Consider the following 16,592-nt stretch of genomic DNA (forward strand, 5'->3'; position numbering starts at 1 on the left):
CTTCCCCCTTTATTGAGCTTGTGGGCGTGCAGTTTCATAATGACGCAGGAACAAGTCTTCGAGCGTAGGTGGTGCACTCTCGAGGCGGATAATGCCAAATGCGCTGACAAAAGCCATCACGTGATCCAACTCTTCTGTGTCCACCTGAAACTGAATGGCGCCTTCCTTATGGGCCAGTTCGTGTACTCCCTTTACAGCAGACAGCCCCTGCGGCGGTTTTTTTGTTTCCAGCAGCAGCGTCGTTCTCGTTAAATGACGAAGGTCGGTCAGGCTGCCGGTTTCAATAATGGCGCCCTGCCGGATAATACTGACCCGGTCGCAGAGCTTTTCCACCTCGGAAAGAATATGACTGGATAACAAGACGCTTTTTCCGTTTTCCCTGGCCTCGAGTACCTGCTTTTGAAAAAGTTTCTCCATCAGCGGGTCAAGACCGGACGTTGGTTCATCCATAATATATAGGTCTGCATCTGAAGCGAATGCGGCAATCAGGGCTACTTTCTGGCGGTTTCCCTTCGAATAGGTGCCGCACTTTTTTGCAGGATCTAGATCAAATAAGTCGATCAGCTCGCTGCGCCGTCCGCGGTTTTTCGTGCCGTGCAGTTTCATGAACAGATCAATAACTTCTCCGCCCGTTAAGTTCGGCCACAAGCTGACATCCCCCGGTACATAAGCAATCCGCCGATGCACCGCCACTGCGTCTTTCCACACGTCCTTTCCAAAAATCCGTGCGCTTCCGCTCGTTGCTTTAATTGCACCCAACAGAACGCGGAGAGTCGTGGATTTGCCGGCTCCATTCGGCCCGATAAATCCGTATACTTCTCCTTCTTTCATTTCGATATTCACCCGGTCCAGTGCCTTAACCCGTCCGAACATCTTTGTCAGATCCGTCGTTTCCAGAATAGTCATGACCGCATTCCTCCTGTTTATAGAAGCTTTTTTTTAATATGTCTAAATAGTCATGAAATTCGTTCCAGTAAGGTTCCATGTTTATCTCACTTATTTTCTGTCCCTGAAGCCGCTGTCTTAAATCATTTCCATAGCCTTCCAATGCCCAGGCAATCAGCTTGAACACTTTTTCGACCTCTACGTCATCCCGGAAAAGGCTCATATCCACATTGTGGTACATTTTTCTGTATCCCGTTTTAGTTAATTCCTCATATTTCTCCCGCAGAGAAGGGCTCCATTCTTTTTCATCGGACAGAAACAACGTGCCGAGAAAAGTAAAAATATACGGATGAGCCAGATAGCAGTGAAGTTTCTGTTCGGAGGTTTTCCGGTACCTTTCAATAAAATCTGTTTCGGACTCATCGATGTAGCCGTAATACTCTGTTTTTATAAAATCGAGGCTGTAGTCAATTAAATACTCATACATCCCTTTTTTGCTTTTGAAGTAATAAAACAACATCCCTTTGCCGATTTGGGCATTTTTTACGATAGTGTTCGTGGATGCCTGCTTGTATCCGTTGTCGCTGAATTCTTTTAAGGCTGCGTCCAGAATGGCTTTTCTCTTTTCCGGCTGAAGATTTGAAAAAGTTGTCGTAATAAGCCATCCCCCCGATCTTAAGTATTAGACCATGTTGGTCGACTTAAATATAGCACATTCGACCGAAGTGGTCAATTTGAATTTACCCTTCAAAAAAAGAAAGAACCTGCCGATAACAGGAGTATGCATCATACATAATAGAGACCCTTTTCACGTGATCTCAGATTCATCAAAACATACATATGGAGGAATACATAATGAAAAAATCTTTACTTCGCTGCACAACTCCTGTGGTATTTGCCTGCGTGATCGGCTTTGCTGCGATCCCTTCTACGGCTGACGCTTCCGAACGAATACACGGTGAGGACCGTATTGGCACGTCCATTGAAATTTCCGAATACGGCTGGTCTAAAAGCGATTTTGCCATTTTAGCCAGAGCTGATCACCCCGCGGATGCATTAGCTTCTGCAAGCCTGGTGGCCAAAAATGATGCTCCTATTCTGTTAACAAAATCAGGCTCTCTTGACACCCGGACCATTTCTGAACTGCGCCGCCTGAATACGAAAACAGTTTACCTTTTAGGCGGTACACAAGCTATTTCCTCCACTGTAGAACAAAAGTTAAAAGCTGAAGGGATTTCTGTTCAACGCATTTCCGGGGAAACACGTTATGAAACAGCAGAAGCGGTGAACAAAACGTCCAGCTATGATAAAAAAAGCTCAGCCCTCCTGGTGAGCGGGCAAGTAGCTGCTGACGCATTAAGTGCCTCCGGCATGGCTGCGATAAAAGAAAGACCCATTTATTTAACCCGCAAAGACAGTCTAAGCGTCGATTTACCGGCTGGTATCAAGCACGTAACTATTTTCGGAGGTACGGCTGCAGTAAGTGCAGCTGTCGAACAGAAGCTGCGCAGCGAAGGACGTACAGTGGAAAGAATTCAGGGAGATGACCGCTATGAAACGAGCATCGCTGCGGCCCGATCCTTATCAGCTTCCGGATCTAAAAATATCTATGTGCGCGGAACTTCCGTAAACAGCGAGAGAGAAGATTATCCGGATGCCGTGGCGGCAGCAGGACTGGCTAATAAATTAAATTCACCGGTTATTTTATCCCATCACAGCGGTGCACGTTCAGCTACTATTGATTACGCTCAAAATTCCCCATCCAGCAGTTTGATTCTGGGCGGAACCGCAGCCATCAGCGATTCTGTGATGGCAGCTTATGAATCAGCATCCAACAGCGATACTTCTACTCCTGAACCTCCTAAAGAGCAGGTGGGCGGCGTTCATACAGATGTTATTGATAATGTTATTGCCACAGGTGAGAGCTATATCGGTACCCCTTATCTGTTTGGAGCAGCTTCATCGAATACCGACGCTTTTGACTGTTCTTCCTTTACCCAGCGTGCATTTGCCGAAAATGGAATTACCCTTCCACGGACGTCGCGCCAGCAGTTTTTGGCAGGCACCCCGGTCGAGCGCACTGAGTTGAAAAAAGGAGATCTCGTGTTTTTTGATACGAATAAAGACGACAGAATTAACCACGTATCTATCTATATTGATGAAAAAACATTGTTACATGCAACAGTGAGCAAAGGTGTGGATTATACCAGCTTCTCCAACTACTGGAACAATGGCTATGTCGGCGCTGTTCGTATGACACCATAAAGGTTTTCTCCTTTTTTTAAACGGGTAGAACGATAGTGACTACGCTGAAGAAAGAAGGAAACGACCATGGGGAAAAATATCGATATTATTTTTGGACACTATGAACTGGAAATTTCGAGAATATATCAGATGCTGTATCAAATAAATGACATTATCATCGGAGTTATCTTTTTGATCGGCAGTTTTTTCTTTTTTTCCGATACCCTTACCTATTACGGGACCTGGCTGTTTGTCGCCGGAAGCCTGCTGATGCTTGTGCGCCCCTTTATTGCGCTCACTCATCACATTCATGTTTCCAGAGTATATAAACAAAGAGGCCGCCATTCCCAGGAAAAATAAAAGCAGCAGCTTTCCCAAAATTCAGGGAAGCTGCTGCTTTTTTTATTCAGGCCTTCCCATACGAACACTTATTCGTATATACTTAGAAAAAACCGGCTTTTGTTTTGGAAAGAGAGGCTGTCTAATGGAAGACGTGAAAATGATAGAAGAAGAGCACCTTCAGACCGCAGACCGTTATCTGCTCACAGAGCTGCTCGTTAACACAATGGAACAGGATCGGTCGTTTTTTCTGGAGAAGACGATGAAGCTCGGCCATTTTTATCAGGAATTGTTTGATGTGCTGATTCTGCGCATTAAACAGGATCTCCATGATATTAAACTTTCTCTAAAGCAGCAGGATATCCGGCTTGCCCGGTCAGATGAGGCGTACCCCGGTTTTATCGTTTATGACATTTACTGCTGCGGACGCCACGAGCGCCTGCACCTTTTAAAACTGAATATGAAAAAACGGATCAGTGAACTGCTCCGCTATTATCTGCTCGACGATACGTCTTTTTTTGACATCTACTATGCGTTCAAATAAAACCGGCGTCTTTCCCGAAGCCCTTAAACCAATATTTTACATTACAGCGTTTACATAATGCAGGTTAAGCTTTATACTTTTTGTAAATACTTCAAGCAGGAGGCGTTTTCTATGAAATACAACCCGGTTGGAAAAACAGGCATTTCTGTATCTGAACTCTGCTTTGGAACGATGTCTTTTGGGGGAAACGCAGACGAGGAAACGTCCAAACACATGTTTAATCGCTGCCGGGAGGCAGGCATTAACTTTTTTGATACAGCCAATAACTACAATGACAGCCAGGCGGAAATGATTTTGGGGGACTGTATCGCCGGATGCCGGAATGATATCGTACTGACTACAAAAGTAGCCAATCCGACCGGAACGGATGTGAATGCACGGGGATTGTCGAGACGCCATATAATACTCGAAGTCGAAAATAGCCTGCGCCGTCTGAAAACAGACCGGATTGACTTTTATTTTCTACATAAGTTCGATCCGCTCACTCCAATGGAAGAAACCCTCCGTGCGCTCGATGACCTGCAGCGTCAGGGAAAAATTCTCTATCCTGCAGCCAGCAACTGGGCGGCCTGGCAGCTCGCGAAGGCACTCGGAATCTCAGCCAAAGAACAACTCAGCCGCTTTGAGCTGATCCAGCCTATGTATAATCTGGCCAAACGCCAGGCGGAGGTTGAAATTCTTCCATTTGCGATTTCCGAGCAGGTCGGGGTTATTTCCTACAGCCCTCTCGGCGGCGGGCTGCTTACCGGTAAATACGGCGTGACCGACAGGCCGGTCCAGGGACGCCTGGTTGAACAGAAGATGTACACCGATCGTTATGCAGATACGGTCAATTTTGACATTGCGGCACGGTTTTCTTCCTACGCAGCCGAGCATGGCATCCACCCTGCTTCCTTAGCTGTAGCCTGGGCCAAATCCCACCCGGGCGTTACTGCTCCTATTATCGGGGCCCGCAGTCCTGAACAGCTTGAGCATTCGCTGCGCTCCCTGGAGATTCCGATGACGCCTGAGTGGCGTGATGAGATCTCTGCCTTATCTCCGGCTCCCCCTTCAGCGACCGACCGGTCGGAGGAGCTCATTGTAGCCAATCCGCACAATTTCACCCTGTAGCTTTCTGTACAGGGATTTTTTATTTAAAGAAAAATGGCAATCCCTGGAGAATACAGCCAGTACTATATTAATAAACAGGAGGTGATTTTATGTCGATCAAAGCCATGAATCCGTATCTGACGTTTGATGGCAGCGGACGGGAAGCAATCGCTTTTTATGAAAAAGCTTTAGGCGCTGAGGTGATAGACAGTATGTCATATGGAGAGATGGAAGGCATGGATATACCTGAAGGGGCCGAAAGCCTTATTTTGCATGCCTATTTAAAAATCGGCGACATGGATGTCATGCTGTCTGATTCGCTGCCGGGGAGCGAAGAAACGTCCGGCAGTCTCGTATCCATTGCGCTGTTTTTCGAGGACGCGTCTTCCGCAGAGCAGGCCTTTCATGCACTCGAGCCCGGTGGAGAAATAATTATGTCCCTGCAGGAAACGTTTTTCAGTCCGGCATACGGCCAGGTGAAAGATTCGTTCGGGGTTCTCTGGCACGTGTCTGCTGCCGGGGAGAATAAATAACAAAAGCTGAAGCCGGAGAATATGCTCCAGCTTCAGCCTCTATCATAGTGATTTCTTTCCCGGATGGTCTCTGTTACTCTTTTACCAGCTTTTCTTTATTGTTCTGAAACAGCTGGACCGCTAAAAACAGAAGAGACGTAAGCAGAAGCAGCGTCAGCCAGTTCCCGTCATCATAACTGTTTGTCACAATCAGGTAGGCAAACACAAAGCAGTACATGATAGTAGCATAAATCATTTTAGAGCCGGCCTGTCCTTTGGTCTTTTTATTGTACCGCGTACCGCCGACCACCTTTTCTTCTTTCTTATATGTAAAATACCAGTATAAAAAGGTAATGGCGCTTGTGCCAAGGCTCAGCCCCCAGCTTACGTCGCTTTCTTTTACAACAAAGGTAAAAGGGACGGCAATAACAAATACAAGAGCCGCGTAAATCACAGCAAATTTCAATCGATCTTCCATAACGTCCTCCTTGTCACCTGTTTCTTCTCTTTCTATTATAAGCATATTGCTCTGTTAGAACAATGGTTCCTTTCTGCCGGGAGATAGTTAATCCAATCAGCTGCCAGGTCGTATAATGCTAAAGAACTGGAATATTAATTTTTGAAATTTTTTATATTTTGACTTTTTTCTATTGAACATTTCATAGTATAATAAAGAAAATTACCAACCTTCAGAAAAAGGCTACGCTGTTGAAAAGCAGTTTCGCAAAGTTACAGGTCTAAGGCATATCATGCTAAGACGGCTGGACCGCCTGGGGAATACTCCTAAAGGTGTGAGGGTTGATGACCAAACAGAACGAAAAGAAGCTGGACCACGAATGGATGGCGTTGATTCTCGAGGCTAAAAAAACTGGACTTACCGTTGAACAGGTCAGGGATTTTCTGCACTACGCGGACGATACAAAAAAGAAGCCGTAAATGTACGGCTTCTTTTTTTATATGCTAAATAATATTTACCTGGTTTTTCCCACGGTCTTTTGCGCCATACAGGGCCTGGTCTGTTTTCTTTAATATGGCTTCCATCGAATCCCTGCTGGAAAAATGGGAGCCGCCTATGGAAATATTAAGAGTTATCGGGTACGGGTTGCCTTCATTATTATTCTGCTGCTGCACAACACTGAGTATTTTAGACGCTACTTTATTTAAGCCGGCCTTATTTGTTCCAGGCAGCAGAACAGCAAATTCATCGCCGCCGACTCTGGCCAGTATATCCGTTTTTCTCGTGGATTCGCCGATCAGCATAGCCAGCTGTTTAAGCACAATATCTCCTATCTGATGGCCAAAGAGATCGTTAACGGCTTTAAAGTTATCTACATCAATAGCCAGCAGCGATAAGCTGGCACCGCTTCGTTGAAGCATCGCGATTTCCTGCTCCAGCCGGGTTTCGAAATACCTGCGATTGTATAACCCGGTCAATGAATCGGTTTCTGCCTGATGTTTGAGCTGCATTTCCAGCAGTTTCTGCTTTGTTACGTCTACGTGGCGGATTACGACACCCTCGCTGCCGCTTCCATTTACGACAAGCGGCGTAGCCTGCATCACGTTCCACCTTTTTTCCGTCGCCGTATGACAGGAATATTCATACGTGAAATATTTTTCTTTTCCTGACAAAATAGAAAGCAGGCCTTCATGAACATAGGCGTTGGTTTCCACAGCCTGCATGTAGTTGACCCCAACCCCCTGAATATCAAAAAGACGGCTGCTGCTGGTAGACTCACGAATCCATTCATCATTTACGAAAAGTATCATTCCGGCACGATCGATCACACATATTTGATCTCCAAGGGAATTCAAAATGGATTTGCTAATTTCGGACTGATCGATCATGGTTTCTTTATTATCCATTTTCACGGCAAGCATCCTCTCCAGAATAAATTCCCCGGACCACATTCAGTGAGTGTATATACCTTTAGTTTAATATAAGTATATAAGAAAGTTCTCTTTATTTCACTAAAAATATACAATAATTTCCACATCTATTCACTATATTTTATTTTTACACAGCTGCTGTATCACCCTACATTAACGTTTTCTACTCTCTATTCCCTTGATTTGGATATTTATAACGCTATCTTTTAACATTTATCTACTGTACATACGATATTTCACTGTTGTCTTATTCTCTCTTAAAAGACATAAATTTACTAAAGGAAAACTCCAGGTTATAAAAACGAGGATTATTTGCAGTTTTATATTTTGTGAAAATAATATGGTTTGTGAAATTTTATTAACGTCTATTCATGCTTTTAAAAAAAAGAGACACGTTTCAGAAAATGGAAAATGGTGAATGATAGTAAAAGAAGTACCCGGCTATGCTTAGATGTATCTGCAGTAACGTATAAAACAATTATTTGATCAGGGGGGACATACAATGGCAAAAGCAGTAGACGATATCAAAAATGATGAAGTAACACTGACGCTTGATTACGATGAAGTAGCCGTTCTTCTCGGCATGCTGAATACGCTCCGCGGCGATAAAAAACGGAACGTGCAGCCCTTTATAGATGAATTGTCTAATCCGGAAGAAAAATAAATAACCGGAAGCAGGCACGGCAGCCCCTGACTTCCACCGCGGAGTCAGGGGTTTTTATATCCTCTTCTGTGCCGTGTATATAATAAGAGAACGACGAGGAGCGGTACCGTCGTTACGCCTGTTAAAAACCAATTCGGCCCGTCTGCCTGCAGAACAGCTGCCAGCCCCAGCAGAAAGAATACTGTGGTACCTACAAGCAGAAGATGCAGCACTCTTCGATCAAAAGTTCTCCTTTCCTGCTTAGTGCCGGATGCTAAATGCAAGTCAGGTGATATAAAAAATCCGCACACGGCTCCCGTTATGATCATGCTGAGAACCAGCATTCAATCAACGGCTCCCTCTACGACAAAACCAATTAGAAATCCAGCTGCAGCAAAGATGACTGTATACACCACAGCTGGTTTTATCCGTCTTTTCATTCGGGTGCCGCCAGTTTATTTAACTCTACGTAAATATCTTCCTTTTCGCATTCTCCATACAAAAACGAGGCCGTTGTACTCATTACATCGTAAAAGGCCCGATGTCCTTCTTTAGTATTATCCAGTCCTACTTCTTTCATGACCGTAAGTTCTATTTCATTAAATTCCTGCTCTTCCATGGCTTCGCTGATATACTGTTCCATCGAGACAATATAATGATTTACCATTTCCTCCGGGATGGGGCTTTTCATCTGTATCAATCCTTTTTTAGTATGATGAAGCAAATATAACATGTTCTGCAGGTCTTGTGAAAAGCCCTGCCGGGATGGCATATAATCTCCTGCGACCTTCAGCCCAGCTCCCTTATTACTGATTTTCTGTAAGCGCTATCCGTTATTTAACGAATAATGATATAATTTCCAAAAATATGTTTATGCAAAGGGGAGTTCTCATGAGCAGCAGCCTGATTGACCGCGCCGAACTGGCCAACTATTTATATAAAGATTTATTTGATAAAATCCATGCAAGCACCAATAGACGGCTTTACTACCCATCCCCATCCGACTCTACTATTCTTGCGGGGCTCTCCCTCCAGTTTAACGATAAACAGGAACTCAACGACTTCTGCAGCCGTCTTCAACATCACTACCGTGCCTGCGATTCCCCACAGCTAAAACCGCTGCTCGTTTATGATATCGACCGGGACCTTGCCCTGGCTGTAAAAGAAGCCGGTTTTTCTATATTTAACGGATATGAGGTTACCCCCATCCCTAAATCAACTTTTATTGCTATAAACGCTGCCCGGCATACGGCAGAAGCGGACGGCAGCCATCGTCTGGATCTGACGTTAAAATTATATCCAAAAGGTGCCTGATGCGGGCTCAGCTGTTTTCACAGGAGGACCCCCTATACGATATTAAAATAAAAGCGACGAACAAAAAAAGCCGGGGCATTCTCCAATGAGAAGAAGCACCGGCTTTTTTAACTATTTTTTAGTTATCCTGCTTCGCCATATTTCTAATCTGCAGGTTATCCTTAACCATAAGCGCCCGTTCTTTTTCTCCAGTTGGTCCATCCGTTTCTACAGCCATACCCTGATCCCGGATATACTCCATAAAGCTGTTCAGCTCTACCGTGGACAGGCCTTCAATTTCTCCCCGGTCCAATAATTCATTCCACTCGTTAATGTTTTCGTCAAGGCATTTTTTGACAAAGAAATCGATCACTTCCTGATTAAATTCCATGATTAGCCTCCTCTGATTTTAATGCTTTTGCTCTTTATTATTTTATTAAACTGGTCAGCTGTCTGTGCAGTTCAGCATCAAATTCAACTACATATTCCGTGATGCCCGCGGTCTTTGTTTCTGCGCCTATCCCATTTGTATCATCTATACAGATAACTCTATAGTCCTTTTCTTTCGATAACTCTTTTGCTTTTTTTGCATCTGCATCCTCTATTATTAAATGAGAATAGGAACCATCAATTAAGTCAAACAAAGGCTTCGCCTCGGTTCCTTCGTGAATATCTTCTGAGAGTCGTTCTCCCTGTTCATATACTTTAATGCTGACTGACATACTATTCCTCCTAAGGTATTTTAGTAAGCTATACCCTATTTCAAACAAGATAAATAGTACTATTCTTATTTTGTATTTTCGTGAAACGTTACGTTAATAACCTCGTCCGGGCTGAAGGCAGCAGATTCCTCAGCACTGCCGATAATCTGGTACGTTCCGCCATGCTTCATTAATTGACTTCTCAACTCTTCCAGGTCTGATTCACTCGTTTTTCCCTCCGGCAGCACAATATCTTTATAGCTTCCGTCCAACAGTATGACTCGTCCATACATGGTTACGATCCTCCTCAATGATACGGCTGTTTACCCTATTCCCGAAAAAAGAGAGAAGAACCTATTATTGGATTATTTTTTTACATTTCATTAAACATAAGCTGTCCTAAAAGTCTATTAAGCAGACAAAACTCTTATATATAAAAAGATTAGAACAAAACCAGGCGGAAGCTTTCGGCAGAGATGAGTATTGGGATAAACGGAAAACACCTCGGCTTCCTGTTGATAGGAATACGAGGTGTTTTGATGGATCTCTTTTTTCTCATTAAAATTCACAAAGTAGGTTTTGGGACAACATCTATTATTTCAGATACTTGTCTATAGATACATTCACTTCGCTTTTACGCTTATTAAAATTTTCTTCGGTTGTTAATCCTTCTTCGATCATAATATCTTTTAGTACTTCTACACTTTTAGCAGCATCTATTAATGCCTCGCGATTGTGCTGGGTGATAGCTTCTACCTCTTTAGAGCGCTTTTCGGATTCCTTTGATTGTTCCTTCATGAGATCCCCCTAAATATGTGGCTTACCACCATTCTGAAACCCATCAGGGGAAAAAGCGAATAATTTGTTTATCAACCCCGGCTCTTTAAAATAAGCACTTTCCGGACGATCTTGTCAAAAACCTCTGCATGCGCAGACTTATTCCTTGTAGTAGGTGTAATCTTCTCCATACACTCTGGACCAATAGCTTGCCTTCACTACTCCTGTATAGATAGTATGCAGCCCCAGGAGTATTACAATAACCATCACAAACCTCATCTGTGACGTGTTAACTGCTGTAACTGCATTCCCTAGTACATCATATACAAGCGATCCAAACCCAAACAGCAAATAACCGCCAATAGCTGTCATAAACAAATACCCGGCACTTACTAAAATAATTAAGAGAACGTTCAATCGATTCTTTTTCACTATATTCACCATCATTTATCAATATGTCTGTGCACTCTTTCAACTGCTTATATGTATTTCTTTCCCTGTACACAGTAATCACATCATACAACTTCCAGTGAACTCCTGCAATCTCAGTGAATAAATTATAAGCCGAATATCGTTCTTATGTCAGGGACCATATACGCCTCCTCCAGCTATACTTGCTGATAGGTGCCCTGTTTATCGATTCCTCTGAATAACTCCGGCTGTCGCCTATCTCCATCCACTCAATAGCAAACGCCATGCTCTCAATCATACTATTCACTTTCGATTTATCTTCTTTATCCTGGGGATCCGTTGAATTGTATGTGTTGGTGAGCTGCTGCAGGCTTTTTTTATTTTCTCTGTATTCTTCAATGAGCTGGTCTGTGAATAGCATGTATTTTCCCCTTTGAAATAAAAAAAGAGAACACCAAGTAACAGCAAAATGCTGTCGTTCAGTGTCCTCCAGATGACTGGTAGAACAATTTAACCTTTTGGTAAATTAAACTTTTTCTTTATATCTTTCCAGTTTCCCTCAACATCTTTTAACATACTCTTCGATATCTTAGAGAAATTACTAATATCTCTTTCTTCTACTTTGTCATCGGTTGTTTCTAGACGAATTTGGTTATCATCTTGTAAAAACATCATTAAACTATTTCCGCGGTTTAAAAATTTGAGAAATCTCTTTATTTGAATATAATCTTCAGAAGGCACTAAAGAAAATTGTTTGAGATTACTTTCTATTTTTGCAATTACTTGTTCATTTTTCCTCGCTAATTCATTAGCTTTTAAGTTAGTAATGCTTCCATCTCAATATGATTTATAGGAATTTAATATGTTGTCAATTTTTCTTTCATTATCTAACAGAACTTTTCTATATTCATCTCTCTGTTTAATACGGTCTCTGTGTTCAGCTTGTTTTTCGGACAGTTTATAGGTTATAACGCCTACAAAAGCAGCTGCAATTGTTCCGAAAAAACTCATCCATCCACCAGGAGAAACCTCATTAAAAAAATTGATTATATTATTCAGAAATCCTCCCCCCTCATCCTGCTTCACTCTCTTAACTTTACACTGGTAGGTAATAATCTTTACCTCTCCATGATCCGGTAATTCCTCCAATTTAGCCTTATCACCGCTACATATAGTAGCAAGCGGTTTATTTCTCTTAAGTATATCAATATCAAGGCTTCTCGTCTGCATATCTATATCAATATTTTCCATTTTATCCAAGTGCTCCAACCCTATAATTCATTTAATTTATCTGAATCTATTTCTCTCGTAGTATGATTATTATTCACTATTGGAGAAATAATATTATCCGCTCATATGTTTAACCCGTCCAGCTTCTCTTTTAAGTTCACGCTTTTCTTGCGTATACTGTATATCTCTTCTCTATCCCGTCTCTGTACCGTATCCATGCGATCATGAACATATCCCTTTCTGATCCCATATTTTTAGAATCCTATCTGCTGCTCATGCGTTAGGCTAATATGACAATCACCAGCTTTTTTATAAAATTAAAACTCACAATACCTTTTCTATACCTTTTTTAAGCCCTGAATAAGGTCTTTTCGATTTTATAGTATAGATTTCTGGCCATAAAAAACTCCAGCGCCTTCTCTTTTCAGAGTAAGCGCTGGAGTTCTAATTCTATTAACAGCAGTCGCTGTCGGAGGCGCCGTCCATTACAAGGCCGGACTGTCCTTCACTATTGGTTTGTACGTCCAATGTGATGTTCTCGACGTGTGGAAGCACCTGCTTCTCAATCGCTACGTCGATGCCGTTGATTTCGCGTCTTTCATCATCTTCTGCCGGCTCATCCAGAGCCTAACCCCTTATTTGAAGGCTTTTATCGGCTTTTGTAATGCATGATGTATCTATATTCATTCGATATAAACATCATTGTTTGTTAGAGTTTTTCAATATGCCGTGACCATAATGTGACCAACTATATAATTATAATTATGTTTTAAAGAACGTTTGTTCGTGTGTAATAGCTCTTAAAAGGAGGTGATCGCATGGCAGAAAATAAGTTAACTCTCGGATCCAATATGCGCTGGGAATCCATGCGGATGATATTACCCGAACATAAGGATGCCTGGGAGAAACGGAGAGCTTCATCTATGCACGTACCAAAACCGATATTGGATGAACACAAATGGGATGAGTTAGAGTTGTTACTACATGAAGCGTTCGAGCACAGAATCTTTTTGGAATTTACTTACTGGGAGGATGGACACTTTATAACGTTCACAGGTGAATGTGTGTACATTAATATGATGGATAAGCAGTTTCATGTGAAGAATAAAGAGGATATTTGTTATATTAAGTTTGGCTGTTTGAAAGACCTTAAAGTTATTTGAAGAGAGGGTATAATCTCCCCTCTTTAAATAGCTTTACTTCACTTAACTATATCATCATAAAAAATAATCGTAATCTTCATCTGTCATTGGTTCTAGTATTTCTCCTGGCTTATAAGATTTATTGTATCTAATTTTATATGCATCTTCTAAATGTATATCTATCCATTTATGAATTAAATTAACTGTATTTGTATTGATATCTTCAAATAAAGGAGCTTCTTCTGGCCCTTTTTCTTTAGCAGCTCCATGCCTCGAGAATATTTTTGATCCATCTCTAGTGTTAATGTAACGATTAAACTTTTTATTTTTTTTCAATAAAATATTAAGTTCTTCATTTTGTAATCCTTCTATATCACTATTATTTTTATCGAAATCTATAATTTCTTGAATTTTATAGACATTAGCTAAAAAATATAATGGGTCTTCTTGACTTAAGTTATATAAAATAAAAACCTCTCTAATTAAATCATTATCATAGGCTAATTTTACATAGTCACTTATACCATTCTTTGTTACCTCAGTTTCATACGAGATAAAAGGGTTAAGTATTTTTTCATACATTTTTTCTTTATTAGATACATAAATAGGATAATTGTGTGCCTCATCCTCATTAATTCTCCACATAACTTCTTCTTGGTAGGGTTCAAACTTAGAAATACCGAAAAGTTTTAATACCCCATTAACTATATATAATAGACCTTTAGCAGTGTAATAAGCTTCTTCATATTCATGTTCTTCAAAATTAAAATGTGGAGAAGTTAAGTAATAACGTTCTTCATCTGAAGTACCATAAATAATTTCAATTCCTACATGACCTTTTAATGAATGTGCTAGTGAATGTAAATTACTCTTAATAATTAATGGAACTTGCCAATAACCCATAGCCAATCCCCCTTCGTATAGCAATTACTTTTATTGTATTTTATATAAGCACTTACAACAATAGGATATTCTTATGTAAAAAGAGGGGGTTATGCCCTCTTTTATTAATTCTTCTTTTGTCTCACTACCTCAAATAATCCCGTGCCACCTAACCCTGCGATGAAGCCACCCCATGCTGTCATAGTGATAGTGAGCTCCATAAAAGGAAAAGGGATCAGGCCAATGAGTAAGCCTAATCCTGCAGTAATAAGTGGAATATAGTTTTTCGGTAACTTAAAAGCTCTCTTCAATGCCTGCACCAATGCTGTAAGGATAGGCGCAATAATGGACATGTAAATGAGTAGTTCAGTTGGTAACTGTTCCATGATACCCCTCCTATGCTTCGATGACGTACACTAACCAACCTGTAAGTTCTCTGATTCTTTCCGCTGCACGTTCGGCTGCTTCCTTCGTTGGATATACACCAGTAAAAATACGGTAGCCAGCATTAAACTTCGTGCTCTCCGCACGCTCGTAAAAGATCCAGCTGAACTCTTTCTCCAATCGCTTGATTCCATTGGCCAATGCTTCTGCTGTTGGGAATGTACCCGTATGCAAGCGGTGCGGGTCTTTTGCTTCTTCTTTCTTCACTTCTTCTGGCGCTTTTGCTATGACCTTTGATTCCGTTACCTCGGACAACTTCTCCATTGTGCGCGGTCCCGGTACTCCGTAAAAATCACCTTTTGGTGTGGAGATGTCATGCTTGCGCTGGAAGGATTGAACCGCCAGTAATGTTTCCTTTCCAAAGTGAGCATCTGCTCCAAACTTCGGTAACTTCTCTCCTGCAGCCAACAAAAGATCTTGCAATTCTTTTACGTCCTTCCCTTTACGGTCAAACCATTCATTGGTCGAAATGGAAGAAGAGTTTGTAGAAGCGCTGGCTGTTGCTGTGACTTTTCCTTTGAATGGAATACCCAGGTATTCACACGCTGCTTTTGCTAACGCTATGCCTGCTTCTGTACGATATTTTGTTGACTTCAGTTTAGCCAAGTCGTTCTTATTAGACATAAAGCCATGCTCCATCAGAACAGCAGGTGCTTTTGTTTCTCTTACCATATGGAAGTTCGTCCATGACCCGCGTTTCGACTGTTGAATTCCCCTATCGCGCATATCAGACTCAGCTTCTAGGTGTTTTGACCATATCTGCGCTAAACGTCTGCCTCCGGATGATGTGTACCAATAGAATCCCCAGAAACCGGTTGCTTCATCATTCCCATTAAAATCAGCGTGAACGCTCATGACGATATCTACATCTTCTGCATTATATTTATCTGTTCTGGTACCTAAAGGAACGTCATTAGAATCAAATGGCTGACCTAATACGACTTCCACTCCGCTCTCTTCCAGCAAACGTTTAGCAACCTTACCTACTCCCTGATTAAAGCTGAATTCTGCCATACTAGGGACACCTTTACTTGGTGGATACGTGTTTCTTCCATGACCTAAATCTAATCCTACTTTTGCCATTTTATCTTCACTCCTTCTTCATAATAAAAAAGCCCTCCACTGGAGAAGCTTTACTGTGTTTCTTCTATATAATTATGCTTCGTCTTCATCGGTACCTAACACATGTTTCTTATCCCAGCGGACTAAGTCGGTATCTCTGACAAAGGACCAGGAGATAAAACAAAAAATCGCAATGCTTAATGTGATCCCTGACATTAGATTTGGAAACTCGAATGTGTTTATAAAGAATAAACAAGCAAAGAACACACCGCTTATGCCTAATCCTACATAGCGAAAGATCGGTATATTCCCTAATAAGCCTATGGCCTGGCAAAAGAGTGCCAAGAAACATAAAAGCCCCCAGCCCCCTTGTGGCATAATACCCGCCATTAGTTGATAGAAGTCCGACCGCGGCGTAAAAATATCAAAGGATACTAGCATAATAGCTTCTAATCCAATGACTACCAGTATAAATGTTTCAAACAATGGAATATTCCTCACATGCAG

General features: G+C 41.8%; 26 protein-coding genes, 1 pseudogene and 1 riboswitch. Of the genes and pseudogenes, 9 read left to right on the forward strand and 18 right to left on the reverse strand.

Annotation, left to right across the window (positions count from 1 at the left end):
* Positions 1-9: 9 nt before the first annotated feature.
* The 3 genes and pseudogenes from ATL39_RS04380 to ATL39_RS17605 form a co-directional block, all read right to left on the reverse strand.
* Complete coding sequence (locus ATL39_RS04380) at positions 10-906, reverse strand: ABC transporter ATP-binding protein (RefSeq protein ID WP_120192087.1); 897 nt, start codon at positions 904-906, stop codon at positions 10-12.
* Entirely contained in the window at positions 857-1,372 is a 516-nt protein-coding gene (locus ATL39_RS04385) for a TetR/AcrR family transcriptional regulator (RefSeq protein WP_245960919.1), read from the reverse strand. Before ATL39_RS04385 ends, ATL39_RS04380 begins: the two co-directional genes overlap by 50 nt.
* Positions 1,373-1,543: pseudogene (locus ATL39_RS17605) on the reverse strand (TetR/AcrR family transcriptional regulator); the annotation flags it as partial.
* Between the two features lie 197 nt (positions 1,544-1,740).
* Here ATL39_RS17605 and ATL39_RS04390 point away from each other — a divergent pair.
* The 5 genes from ATL39_RS04390 to ATL39_RS04410 all read left to right on the forward strand — a co-directional run bounded on the left by ATL39_RS04390 (position 1,741) and on the right by ATL39_RS04410 (position 5,634).
* The gene (locus ATL39_RS04390) at positions 1,741-3,150 is read left to right on the forward strand and encodes a cell wall-binding repeat-containing protein (protein WP_170146832.1); all 1,410 of its coding nucleotides are present in this window, start codon (positions 1,741-1,743) and stop codon (positions 3,148-3,150) included.
* Positions 3,151-3,216: 66 nt separating this feature from the next.
* The gene (locus ATL39_RS04395) at positions 3,217-3,489 is read left to right on the forward strand and encodes a YrhK family protein (protein WP_120192090.1); all 273 of its coding nucleotides are present in this window, start codon (positions 3,217-3,219) and stop codon (positions 3,487-3,489) included.
* Between the two features lie 124 nt (positions 3,490-3,613).
* A complete protein-coding gene (locus ATL39_RS04400; protein WP_120192091.1) occupies positions 3,614-4,012 on the forward strand; it encodes a YhjD family protein in 399 nt (132 codons plus the stop codon).
* A gap of 111 nt (positions 4,013-4,123) precedes the next feature.
* Positions 4,124-5,122, forward strand: coding sequence for an aldo/keto reductase (locus ATL39_RS04405; RefSeq protein ID WP_120192092.1), 999 nt, complete (start codon positions 4,124-4,126; stop codon positions 5,120-5,122).
* An 89-nt stretch (positions 5,123-5,211) separates the two neighbouring features.
* Positions 5,212-5,634, forward strand: a complete 423-nt coding sequence (locus ATL39_RS04410; protein WP_245960920.1) for a VOC family protein — start codon at positions 5,212-5,214, stop codon at positions 5,632-5,634.
* A gap of 73 nt (positions 5,635-5,707) precedes the next feature.
* Here ATL39_RS04410 and ATL39_RS04415 read toward each other — a convergent pair whose 3' ends face one another.
* Positions 5,708-6,091, reverse strand: coding sequence for a hypothetical protein (locus ATL39_RS04415; RefSeq protein WP_120192093.1), 384 nt, complete (start codon positions 6,089-6,091; stop codon positions 5,708-5,710).
* Positions 6,092-6,301: 210 nt separating this feature from the next.
* A riboswitch (cyclic di-GMP riboswitch) is annotated at positions 6,302-6,387 on the forward strand.
* Positions 6,388-6,414: 27 nt separating this feature from the next.
* On the opposite strand from ATL39_RS04415, the gene ATL39_RS04420 reads away from it, so the two are divergent.
* Positions 6,415-6,549 (forward strand): anti-repressor SinI family protein, encoded by a 135-nt coding sequence (locus ATL39_RS04420; protein ID WP_120192094.1) that lies wholly within the window; start codon positions 6,415-6,417, stop codon positions 6,547-6,549.
* Between the two features lie 24 nt (positions 6,550-6,573).
* Here the strand turns inward: ATL39_RS04420 and ATL39_RS04425 are convergent, their stop codons facing one another.
* The gene (locus ATL39_RS04425; protein ID WP_120192632.1) at positions 6,574-7,476 is read right to left on the reverse strand and encodes a sensor domain-containing diguanylate cyclase; all 903 of its coding nucleotides are present in this window, start codon (positions 7,474-7,476) and stop codon (positions 6,574-6,576) included.
* A gap of 526 nt (positions 7,477-8,002) precedes the next feature.
* Between ATL39_RS04425 and ATL39_RS17345 the strand changes: the two genes are divergently transcribed.
* On the forward strand, positions 8,003-8,164 hold the full coding sequence (locus tag ATL39_RS17345) for a hypothetical protein (protein WP_170146833.1): 162 nt from the start codon (positions 8,003-8,005) through the stop codon (positions 8,162-8,164).
* Positions 8,165-8,208: 44 nt separating this feature from the next.
* Here the strand turns inward: ATL39_RS17345 and ATL39_RS04430 are convergent, their stop codons facing one another.
* A complete protein-coding gene (locus ATL39_RS04430; RefSeq protein WP_120192095.1) occupies positions 8,209-8,487 on the reverse strand; it encodes a hypothetical protein in 279 nt (92 codons plus the stop codon).
* 92 nt (positions 8,488-8,579) lie between these two features.
* Positions 8,580-8,834, reverse strand: coding sequence for a hypothetical protein (locus ATL39_RS04435; protein ID WP_147419331.1), 255 nt, complete (start codon positions 8,832-8,834; stop codon positions 8,580-8,582).
* A 200-nt stretch (positions 8,835-9,034) separates the two neighbouring features.
* Between ATL39_RS04435 and ATL39_RS04440 the strand changes: the two genes are divergently transcribed.
* Positions 9,035-9,457: a hypothetical protein gene (locus ATL39_RS04440; protein WP_120192097.1), complete on the forward strand. Its 423-nt coding sequence runs from the start codon at positions 9,035-9,037 to the stop codon at positions 9,455-9,457.
* A gap of 118 nt (positions 9,458-9,575) precedes the next feature.
* Here ATL39_RS04440 and ATL39_RS04445 read toward each other — a convergent pair whose 3' ends face one another.
* The 7 genes from ATL39_RS04445 to ATL39_RS17350 form a co-directional block, all read right to left on the reverse strand.
* Entirely contained in the window at positions 9,576-9,827 is a 252-nt protein-coding gene (locus ATL39_RS04445; RefSeq protein ID WP_120192098.1) for a hypothetical protein, read from the reverse strand.
* A gap of 37 nt (positions 9,828-9,864) precedes the next feature.
* A complete protein-coding gene (locus ATL39_RS04450) occupies positions 9,865-10,158 on the reverse strand; it encodes a hypothetical protein (RefSeq protein WP_120192099.1) in 294 nt (97 codons plus the stop codon).
* 65 nt (positions 10,159-10,223) lie between these two features.
* Complete coding sequence (locus tag ATL39_RS04455) at positions 10,224-10,430, reverse strand: hypothetical protein (RefSeq protein ID WP_120192100.1); 207 nt, start codon at positions 10,428-10,430, stop codon at positions 10,224-10,226.
* Between the two features lie 301 nt (positions 10,431-10,731).
* On the reverse strand, positions 10,732-10,935 hold the full coding sequence (locus ATL39_RS04460; protein WP_120192101.1) for a hypothetical protein: 204 nt from the start codon (positions 10,933-10,935) through the stop codon (positions 10,732-10,734).
* Between the two features lie 138 nt (positions 10,936-11,073).
* On the reverse strand, positions 11,074-11,346 hold the full coding sequence (locus ATL39_RS04465; RefSeq protein ID WP_147419332.1) for a hypothetical protein: 273 nt from the start codon (positions 11,344-11,346) through the stop codon (positions 11,074-11,076).
* Positions 11,347-11,491: 145 nt separating this feature from the next.
* Positions 11,492-11,746 carry a hypothetical protein gene (locus tag ATL39_RS04470; protein ID WP_120192103.1) on the reverse strand — a complete coding sequence of 85 codons (255 nt, stop codon included), beginning with the start codon at positions 11,744-11,746 and terminating at the stop codon, positions 11,492-11,494.
* Positions 11,747-12,162: 416 nt separating this feature from the next.
* A complete protein-coding gene (locus ATL39_RS17350; protein ID WP_170146834.1) occupies positions 12,163-12,576 on the reverse strand; it encodes an XtrA/YqaO family protein in 414 nt (137 codons plus the stop codon).
* 797 nt (positions 12,577-13,373) lie between these two features.
* Between ATL39_RS17350 and ATL39_RS04480 the strand changes: the two genes are divergently transcribed.
* Complete coding sequence (locus tag ATL39_RS04480; RefSeq protein WP_120192104.1) at positions 13,374-13,718, forward strand: YolD-like family protein; 345 nt, start codon at positions 13,374-13,376, stop codon at positions 13,716-13,718.
* Between the two features lie 54 nt (positions 13,719-13,772).
* On the opposite strand, the gene ATL39_RS04485 is transcribed toward ATL39_RS04480, so the two are convergent.
* The 4 genes from ATL39_RS04485 to ATL39_RS04500 form a co-directional block, all read right to left on the reverse strand.
* Positions 13,773-14,600 carry a hypothetical protein gene (locus ATL39_RS04485; protein ID WP_120192105.1) on the reverse strand — a complete coding sequence of 276 codons (828 nt, stop codon included), beginning with the start codon at positions 14,598-14,600 and terminating at the stop codon, positions 13,773-13,775.
* A gap of 104 nt (positions 14,601-14,704) precedes the next feature.
* Positions 14,705-14,965, reverse strand: coding sequence for a holin (locus tag ATL39_RS04490; RefSeq protein ID WP_120192106.1), 261 nt, complete (start codon positions 14,963-14,965; stop codon positions 14,705-14,707).
* Positions 14,966-14,975: 10 nt separating this feature from the next.
* A complete protein-coding gene (locus ATL39_RS04495; protein WP_120192107.1) occupies positions 14,976-16,106 on the reverse strand; it encodes an N-acetylmuramoyl-L-alanine amidase in 1,131 nt (376 codons plus the stop codon).
* 72 nt (positions 16,107-16,178) lie between these two features.
* On the reverse strand, positions 16,179-16,586 hold the full coding sequence (locus ATL39_RS04500; protein ID WP_120192108.1) for a hypothetical protein: 408 nt from the start codon (positions 16,584-16,586) through the stop codon (positions 16,179-16,181).
* Positions 16,587-16,592: the final 6 nt, after the last annotated feature.

It is taken from the genome of Sinobaca qinghaiensis (assembly GCF_003610495.1).
Taxonomy (GTDB): Bacteria; Bacillota; Bacilli; order Bacillales; family Marinococcaceae; genus Sinobaca; species Sinobaca qinghaiensis.